Origin of the sequence: Faecalibacterium sp. AF27-11BH, assembly GCF_003603005.1 — a bacterium.
In the GTDB taxonomy this organism is placed as follows: Bacteria; Bacillota; Clostridia; order Oscillospirales; family Ruminococcaceae; genus Faecalibacterium; species Faecalibacterium taiwanense.
Genome location: NZ_QVGS01000007.1, coordinates 119,074 through 127,464, shown reverse-complemented (window position 1 = coordinate 127,464; position 8,391 = coordinate 119,074). Strand labels below are relative to the sequence as shown.

The following is an 8,391-nucleotide window of genomic DNA, read 5'->3' as shown; positions in this document are numbered from 1 at the left end:
CAGCAGATTTACAGTCTGTCCCCATTGGCCACTCGGGAACACGCCCATATTCACTTTTTGTGTCCTTCGCCGGACGACTTGTTTATTCTATCATGCAGAAAGGCTTTTGTCAACTGTTTTTTTACCTTTTTCTTCAAATGCGTTTTCTGTGCAGAGCAAAGGCGGGAAAAGCCCTGCAGCCATGCAGGCACGGCAAAGTCGGAGAAAAAAGCCAGCCGGAAGAAATTGATAGGCAAATTGCAAGAAAAACTCGGGACAATATGTGAAAAGTGCAAGACTTTTTGTCTCTGCATTGAAAAACGCAGTAAGGCGTGATATATTAAAAACGCAACAAAGTGCAACAAAATGGATGGCGCTTTTGTCACTCTGTGGCAAATCAGGCGGGATAAGTAGAAAAAGAAAGGCATAGCGACAAACCATGACGATTCAGGAATGTTATAGACAGATGGGCGCAAATTATGAGGACGTGCTCAAGCGGCTTTACAACGAAGGCATGATCTGCAAATTTACGCTGATGTTTTTGAACGACGACAGCTATCCGAAACTGGAGCAGGCATTGAAGGAAGGAAATGTGAAGGAAGCATTCCGTGCGGCACACACGCTCAAGGGCGTGTGCCAGAACCTGGGCTTTACCAACCTGTATCAGCCCACCTACGATTTGACCGAGGTGCTGCGCACAGGCACACTGGAAGGTACCAAGGAGCTGTTTGACAGCGTGACCTGCCAGTACAAAATCACCATCAATGCGATCCGTGCGCTCCAGTAAGCTCCGCATTTGGCTCGATCTCCAAACGGCATCCTTCCTTATAAAAAGGCAGGATGCCGTTTTTTATTGCATTCTGCGCAGTTTTATGATATAATGCCGGACGAACTGAACAGAAAAACAGCAGGTGCCTTTTGCCGATGCACTGCACGGCGGAAAGGGTAAAAGGGAAGCGGGTGCAGATCCCGCACGATCTCGTCACTGTGATAAGGGAGTCCGCATCAGGGTGCTTTGCACCAGCCACTGGAGCTTTTGCTCTGGGAAGGAGATGACGGGCGGCGATCTTTCAGTCAGGAAACCTGCCTGCTGTTGGTACGGGGGTGCAAACCCCAGATCACGAGGAATTGGTTGTACCAAAAAGCCCTGAAACAACAGAGGTCTTTTTGTCATGCCATCCGCAGGACAGAAGGGCCTCTTTTTTCATCTCTCTTTCCTGTACCCTTTGTTTGGTTCAAACCGCAATTTATCCAGCAGGAAAGGACAAGAACAATGAGAAAGATCGAAACCAAAAAGCTGGCCGCAGCTGTTACGGCTCTGGCTCTGTGCGCCGGCGTGCTCACCGGCTGCGGCGGTGCTGCTTCCAGCACTGCATCCAGCACCGCTGCGTCTTCTGCTTCCAGCGAAGCGAGCAGCGAGGAGGCTGACGAAATGGCAGCAAAGAACGTGGCAGACCTGATCGATGCCATCTATGTGCAGGAGCGCAATGAGGATACCGATGCCCAGTGCGAAGCCGCCAAGGCTGCATGGGATGCCCTGACCGACACCCAGAAGGAACTGGTGGAAGGTGAGAACGCCGACCCCGACTACTTTGGCCGTGACACCGGCGATGCTTCCAAGGACGATGCCCGCAATCAGGACGACATTGGCGACAACGAGCTGCTGGTGGTCTCCTTCGGCACCTCCTTCAACGACAGCCGCGTGAAGGACATCAAGGGCATCGAGGATGCTCTGCAGGCCGCATACCCGGATTGGTCTGTGCGCCGCGCATTCACCGCACAGATCATCATCAACCATGTGCAGGCTCGTGATGGCGAAAAGATCGACAACATGCAGCAGGCCATGGACCGCGCTGTGGAAAACGGCGTGAAGAATCTGGTCGTCCAGCCCACCCACCTGATGCACGGTGCTGAGTACGACGAGATGATGGAAATGATCGACACCTACCGCGACAAGTTTGAATCTGTCGCTGTGGCTGAGCCCCTGCTGGGCGAGGTCGGTTCCGATGCCACCATCATCAATCAGGATAAGGAAGACGTTGCCAAGGCTGTCACCGCTGCTGCCGTGAAGGAAGCCGGCTACGACAGTCTGGATGCCGCTGCTGCGGACAAGGTCGCCTTTGTCTTTATGGGCCACGGCACCTCGCACACCGCAAAGGTGAGCTACAGCCAGATGCAGACCACTATGCAGACTCTGGGCTACGACAATGTGTTCATTGGCACCGTTGAGGGCAAGCCGGAAGAGACTGCCTGCGAGAACGTGATCGAGGCTGTTAAGGCTGCGGGCTACACCAAGGTCATCCTGCGCCCGCTGATGGTGGTTGCCGGCGATCACGCCAACAACGATATGGCCGGTGAGGATGCCGACTCCTGGCTGAGCCAGTTCAAGGCTTCCGGTGCTTTCGACAGCATCGACTGCCAGATCGCTGGTCTGGGTGAGATCGAGGATGTCCAGAACCTGTATGTCGCCCACACCAAGGCGGCGATCGATTCTCTGAACGGTTGATCAAACGAACCCTCTCCGTCTCGCGGCCGCTTTGCGGCATCCGGTGGAGAGGGTTCATTTTTTATCTGAACAATGGTATAATAAAAGCTGATTTTTATAATGTAGAGGTATTTCCTATGAAACGCGTTTTTTCCTGTGTTGTCGCTGCTTCTCTGGCACTGAGTCTGCTGGTGGGCTGCGGCGCTTCTTCCACGGCATCTTCTGCAGCTTCCAGTGCTGCTTCTTCCGAGGCGGCATCCTCTGTGGCTTCTTCTGCTGCTGAGATCGCCGCTTTGCCGGATGGTGTGTATACCGCCGAGTTTGACACCGACAGCAGCATGTTCCACGCCAACGAAGCCTGCGACGGCAAGGGCACCCTGACTGTGGAGAACGGCCAGATGACCTTCCATGTCAGCCTTGCTTCCACCCATATCGTCAACCTGTATCTGGGCAAGGCTTCCGATGCCGCCGACCACGAGGCCGACTGGCTGCAGCCCACCACAGATACCGTTACCTATTCCGACGGCACCTCGGAGGAGGTGTACGGCTTCGATATCCCGGTCACTGCTGTGGATACGGACTTTGACCTTGCCATTCTGGGCACCAAGGGCAAGTGGTACGACCATGTCGTCAGCGTGCGTGATGCCGTGGAAAAGGCTGCGGAAGCCGAGACCCCGGCAGACGGCACCTACACCTGTGAGGTGACGCTGGAAGGCGGCTCCGGCCGTGCCACCGTGGAGAGCCCCGCCGCCCTGACCGTGGCGGGTGGCAAAATGACCGCTACCATCGTGTGGAGCAGCCCGAACTATGATTATATGATCGTGGACGGCGAGAAGTATTTGCCCACCAACACCGAGGGCAATTCCACCTTTGAAATTCCGGTATCGGCGCTGGATACCGCACTGGATGTCACCGCCGACACCGTTGCCATGAGCACCCCCCACGAGATCGAGTATACGCTGACCTTTGATTCTGCAAGTCTGAAGTGACTCCCCCAGTCACCTTCTTTGGCAAAAAGATAAACTTTACCGTACTGCCAAAGCCTTCCTCTATGAGGGAGGTGGCACGGCGCAAGCCGTGACGGAAGGAGTTACCTATGAAGATCACCCGCAACCAATTTCTGAAACTGATCCCCGCTGCGGCGCTGACGCTGACCGGCTGCGGCAGCAAGGCTCAACCTGCCAATACGGAAAGTCTTGTTTTCTCCCATCATTACAAGCTGGACTATGCACAGCAGTTCACAGCGGACTGCTATGAGGGCGGCTATACCATGCTGACCATCGCGGAGTCGGATGCACGGTTCCTTGTTGTGCCGGAAGATGCTGCGGAGGTGGACGGTCTGCCTGCTGATGTGACTGTGCTGCGCCAGCCGGTGGAGAATATTTATCTGGTCTCCACCTCGGTGATGGATCTGCTTTTGCATCTGGACGCACTGGACAGCGTGGCCTTTTCCGGCACCAAGGCCGAGGGCTGGTATCTGCCCGCGGTGCAGCAGGCCATGGAAGAGGGAAAAATCGCGTATGCAGGCAAGTACAGCGCCCCGGATTACGAGCAGATCCTGGCAGCGGGCTGCCGCCTTGCCATTGAGAATACCATGATCCTGCACACGCCGGAGGTAAAGGAGCAGCTGGAACACTTTGGCATCCCGGTGCTGGTGGAGCGTTCCAGCTACGAGAGCGACCCGCTGGCCCGCATGGAGTGGATCAAGCTTTACGGCATCCTGCTGGGCAGGGAAGAACAGGCCGAGCAGGTGTTTTCCGCGCAGGAGACAGCCGTTCAGCCCATCCTCTCGCAGAAACCCACGGGAAAAAGCTGCGCCTTCTTCTCGCTGACCACCAACAACCTTGCCACTGTGCGCAAAGGCAGTGACTATGTGGCCCGCATGATCGAGATGGCGGGCGGCAGCTATGTCTTTGCGGACCTGACGGACAATGGCAACAGCCTTGCTACTATGAACCTGCCGCTTGAGGACTTCTATGCAGGTGCAAAGGATGCCGATGTGCTCATCTACAACAGCGCAATCGAGGGCATGATCGCATCGGTGAGCCAGCTGACCGAGCGTTTCCCACTGTTGAACGAGTTCAAAGCGGTGCAGAACGGTCAGGTGTGGTGCACCACCCAGAGCCTGTTCCAGCAGAGCATGGAGCTGGCAGACCTGATCGTGGATATGAACCGGGTGTTTACCAAGGGCACACCTGCCGCCAGTACCCTGAAATTTCTCACCCATGTGGATTAAAGAAGGGAAATTTTACAGAAAGGAAAGCCTATGACCCGTACCAGACGCCTTGCAGCCGCCTATATTGCCCTTGCGGCAGCCGTGGCTGTGCTTTTTGCACTGAACCTGTTCTGGGGCAGCGTATCCCTTGCACCGGGTGCGGTGCTGACGGCGCTGCTGGGCAAGGGCGGCGATGCGCTTGCGGGGAACATCATCCTGCAGCTGCGCCTGCCCCGCGCGGTCATGGCGGCGCTGTTGGGGGCAGCCCTCAGCGCGGCAGGCTACCTGCTGCAGACTTTTTTTGCAAACCCCATTGCCGGGCCATTTGTTATGGGCGTTTCCAGCGGCGCAAAGCTGGCGGTGGCCCTGACCATGGTGGTGTTTCTGGACCGCGGGATGCTGACCAGCTCGGCCATGATGATCGCGGCTGCCTTTGCGGGTGCCATGGCTTCCATGGCCTTTGTGCTGGCGGTGGCCCGGCGGGTGCAGCGCATGAGCATTCTGGTCATCTGCGGTGTGATGATCGGCTATATCTGCTCCGCCATCACCGATATCGTGGTGGCCTTTGCGCAGGATTCCAACATCGTCAATCTGCACAACTGGTCGCAGGGCAGCTTTTCCGGCGTGACATGGGCCAATGTGCAGGCTGCGGCACTGGTGGTGCTGCCTGCGCTGGCGGCATCCTTTCTGCTTTCCAAGCCCATGGCCGCCTACCAGATGGGCGAAGCATATGCCCGCAGCGTGGGCGTGAATGTCAAGCCTTTCTCGGCAGCGCTGGTGCTGCTATCCAGCCTGCTGGCGGCCTGCGTCACCGCCTTTGCGGGGCCGATCTCCTTTGTAGGCATCGCGGTGCCGCACCTTGTCAAGCAGCTGCTGGGCAGCGCAAAGCCGCTGTATGTGCTGCCGGGGTGCTGCTTGGGCGGTGCGGCTTTCTGCCTGTTCTGCGACCTGCTGGCCCGCAGTCTGTTCGCGCCCACGGAGCTGTCCATCAGCTCGGTCACGGCCGTGTTCGGCGCACCGGTGGTCATCTGGCTGCTGGTGCGGCGCAATTCAGAGCGGGAGGGCGCATGATGAACGAAAAAGCACTTTGCACTGCGCGGGAGCTTGCCATCGGCTACGGCAAGACACCGCTGCTCTCGGATATTTGCCTCGGGGTGCAGCCGGGCCAGATCCTGACTCTCATTGGCCCCAACGGCGCAGGCAAATCCACCTTACTGCGCACACTGGCGGGCCAGCTTGCCCCCATGGGCGGCACAGTGCTGCTGGCGGGGAAGGATCTTACTGCCTATACCGGAACGGAGCGGGCCAAAAAGCTGGCTCTCATGGCTCCCCACAGCCGCCGGATGGAGCTGACCACCTGTTTTGACTTTGTTTCGGCGGGGCGCTATCCCTACACCGGACGGCTGGGCATTTTGTCTGCCGAGGACAGGCAGCAGGTGCACAGAGCTTTGGAGCTGGTGGGCGCGGCACACCTTGCAGACCGGGATTTTAACCGCATCAGCGACGGCCAGCGCCAGCGCATCCTGCTGGCCCGGGCCCTGTGCCAGCAGCCGGAAGTGATCCTGCTGGACGAGCCGACCTCTTTTCTGGATATCAAGGGCAAGATCGAGCTGCTCACCATTTTAAAGGAGCTGGCCCATACCGGTCAGCTGGCGGTGATCCTGAGCCTGCACGAGCTGGAATTGGCCGAAAAAATAGCGGACACGGTGGTGTGCGTTTCGCCCGGCGGTGTTTCCGGCGTGCTGACCCCGGAACAGGCGTTTCAGCCGGAGAACATCCGCACCCTGTACGGCCTGACCGAACAGCAGTACACGGCTCTGTTTGGCACATCGGAGCCGGAAGCCGAAAAGGCACCCGCCGGAAAGCCGCAGTTTGAGCATTACGTCCGCAGCGGGCAGAAGCTGCTGCGCTGCGGCTATACCACCGGCACCTGTGCCGCGCTGGGGGCTGCCGGGGCGGCGCGTCTGCTGCTGACCGGCCGCGAACCGGAAACGGTGGCTCTGCGCACGCCCAAGGGCATTGTGGTGGAGGTGGCTCCCCTCTGGTGCCGCAGCACGGACACAGGTGCCGCATGTGCCATCCGCAAGGACGGCGGCGACGATGTGGATGTGACTACGGGCCTGCCGGTGGTCGCGTCAGTGGTGCTGGAACCGGATGCCCCCGGCGTGCGCATCTTTGGCGGCGAGGGGGTGGGCCGGGTGACGAAGCCCGGCCTTGACCAGCCCGTAGGGGAAGCCGCCATCAACCATGTGCCCCGCCAGATGATCGCCGAGGCGCTGGAACGGGAAGCTGAAAATGCTGCCTACACCGGCGGCTTTGCGGTGACCATCTCTGTGGAAGGCGGTGCCGAGACGGCAAAGCGCACCTTCAACCCGCACATCGGGGTGGAGGGTGGGCTTTCCATTCTGGGCACCAGCGGCATCGTGGAACCCATGAGCCAGCAGGCCATTCTGGATACCATCCAGCTGGAAATAAATCAGGCCGCACTGCGCGCAAAAAATGCCCCCGGCCCCCGGCGGCTGGTGCTGGCCCCCGGCAACTACGGGCTGGATTATCTGGCCAGCGCTCTGCCGCAGTTCGAGCGGTTCCCGGTGGTCAAAACTTCCAACTTCATCGGGGATACGCTGGATATGGCTGCCACGGCCAAATTTGAGGAAGTGCTTCTGGTAGGCCACGTGGGCAAGCTCTGCAAGCTGGCGGCAGGGGTCATGAACACCCACTCCCACACGGCGGATGGCCGCGCTGAAGTGTTTTGCGCCCATGCGGCGCTGTGCGGTGCCGCGCATGAGGTGTGCGCCGCCCTGATGGATGCCGCCACCACCGATGCCTGCCTTGACATTCTGGACGGCGCGCAGCTGCGTGCACCGGTGCTGGAAAGCATCCTTGCCGCCATCCAGATGCATCTGGACCGACGGGCAGGCGGGGCGTTCCGGGTGGGCGCGGTGCTCTTTTCCAACCAGCACGGCCCGCTGGGCGAAACAAAAACGGCAAAGGAGCTGATGCAGGAATGGCAGAACTGAAAGGTACATTTTACGGTGTCAGCGTCGGCCCCGGCGACCCGGAGCTGATGACGCTGCAGGCTGTGCGGCTCATCCGGCAGTGCCCGGTGCTGGCCGCGCCGCAGACTGCTTCCGGCCAGATGCTGGCGCTGGACATCGCCCGCAGTGCGCTGGGAGAAGCGCTGGACGGCAAGACCATCGTCCCGCTGTACTTTGCTATGAGCCGTGATCCGGCTGCGCTGGCGGCTTCGCACGAAAAAGCCGCCGCCGCGGTGCAGCAGTATCTGGATGCCGGGCAGGACGTTGCCATGCTGAACATCGGTGATGTTTCCATCTATGCCACCTTTGGTTACCTGCAGGAGATCTTGCAGGCCGGGGGTTATGCCACCGCCATGGCGGCAGGTGTGCCCAGCTTTTGTACGGCGGCGGCGCGGCTGAATGTGCCGCTGACCGGCGGCATGGATACGCCGCTTATCATTGCGCCCGGCGGCTGGACAGACCGCGTGCTGGAAATGCCCGGCACCAAGGTATTGATGAAAGCCGGCAGGCAATTGCCTGTCTTATTGGATACCCTGCAGCAGGCAGATAAGCTGAAAAAAAGCGCACTTGTGTGCAACTGCGGTCTGCCGGACGAGCGGGTCTACCCGGATCTTTCCCTTGAACGGCCGCAGGAACAGGCCGGTTATTTTGCCACCGTTTTGGTAAAGGAGTAA

At 59.0% G+C, this 8,391-nt stretch carries 8 protein-coding genes and 1 riboswitch; all 8 genes read left to right on the top strand.

The window, feature by feature from the left end; genetic code table 11:
• Positions 1 to 266: hypothetical protein (locus DWY76_RS14225; protein ID WP_207665843.1), on the top strand; the 266-nt coding region annotated here is incomplete at its 5' end.
• Positions 267 to 418: 152 nt separating this feature from the next.
• Positions 419 to 766: an Hpt domain-containing protein gene (locus tag DWY76_RS08760; protein WP_005943288.1), complete on the top strand. Its 348-nt coding sequence runs from the start codon at positions 419 to 421 to the stop codon at positions 764 to 766.
• 105 nt (positions 767 to 871) lie between these two features.
• Positions 872 to 1,085: riboswitch (cobalamin riboswitch) on the top strand.
• A 167-nt stretch (positions 1,086 to 1,252) separates the two neighbouring features.
• On the top strand, positions 1,253 to 2,485 hold the full coding sequence (locus DWY76_RS08755; RefSeq protein WP_120020473.1) for a sirohydrochlorin cobaltochelatase: 1,233 nt from the start codon (positions 1,253 to 1,255) through the stop codon (positions 2,483 to 2,485).
• A 116-nt stretch (positions 2,486 to 2,601) separates the two neighbouring features.
• Positions 2,602 to 3,453, top strand: coding sequence for an iron transporter (locus tag DWY76_RS08750; RefSeq protein ID WP_120080994.1), 852 nt, complete (start codon positions 2,602 to 2,604; stop codon positions 3,451 to 3,453).
• A gap of 107 nt (positions 3,454 to 3,560) precedes the next feature.
• On the top strand, positions 3,561 to 4,700 hold the full coding sequence (locus tag DWY76_RS08745; protein ID WP_097781484.1) for an ABC transporter substrate-binding protein: 1,140 nt from the start codon (positions 3,561 to 3,563) through the stop codon (positions 4,698 to 4,700).
• A gap of 30 nt (positions 4,701 to 4,730) precedes the next feature.
• Positions 4,731 to 5,750 (top strand): iron ABC transporter permease, encoded by a 1,020-nt coding sequence (locus DWY76_RS08740; protein WP_097781485.1) that lies wholly within the window; start codon positions 4,731 to 4,733, stop codon positions 5,748 to 5,750.
• Positions 5,747 to 7,699, top strand: a complete 1,953-nt coding sequence (cbiD, locus tag DWY76_RS08735; protein ID WP_120080992.1) for a cobalt-precorrin-5B (C(1))-methyltransferase CbiD — start codon at positions 5,747 to 5,749, stop codon at positions 7,697 to 7,699. Before DWY76_RS08740 ends, cbiD begins: the two co-directional genes overlap by 4 nt.
• Positions 7,687 to 8,391 (top strand): precorrin-2 C(20)-methyltransferase, encoded by a 705-nt coding sequence (cobI, locus tag DWY76_RS08730; protein WP_120080990.1) that lies wholly within the window; start codon positions 7,687 to 7,689, stop codon positions 8,389 to 8,391. Before cbiD ends, cobI begins: the two co-directional genes overlap by 13 nt.

Coding starts and splice junctions, on each gene's coding strand:
- DWY76_RS08755 (WP_120020473.1), top strand. CDS start 1,253: ATGAGAAAGATCGAAACCAAAAAGCTGGCCGCAGCTGTTACGGCTCTG.
- DWY76_RS08745 (WP_097781484.1), top strand. CDS start 3,561: ATGAAGATCACCCGCAACCAATTTCTGAAACTGATCCCCGCTGCGGCG.
- cbiD (WP_120080992.1), top strand. CDS start 5,747: ATGATGAACGAAAAAGCACTTTGCACTGCGCGGGAGCTTGCCATCGGC.
- DWY76_RS08740 (WP_097781485.1), top strand. CDS start 4,731: ATGACCCGTACCAGACGCCTTGCAGCCGCCTATATTGCCCTTGCGGCA.
- DWY76_RS08760 (WP_005943288.1), top strand. CDS start 419: ATGACGATTCAGGAATGTTATAGACAGATGGGCGCAAATTATGAGGAC.
- cobI (WP_120080990.1), top strand. CDS start 7,687: ATGGCAGAACTGAAAGGTACATTTTACGGTGTCAGCGTCGGCCCCGGC.
- DWY76_RS08750 (WP_120080994.1), top strand. CDS start 2,602: ATGAAACGCGTTTTTTCCTGTGTTGTCGCTGCTTCTCTGGCACTGAGT.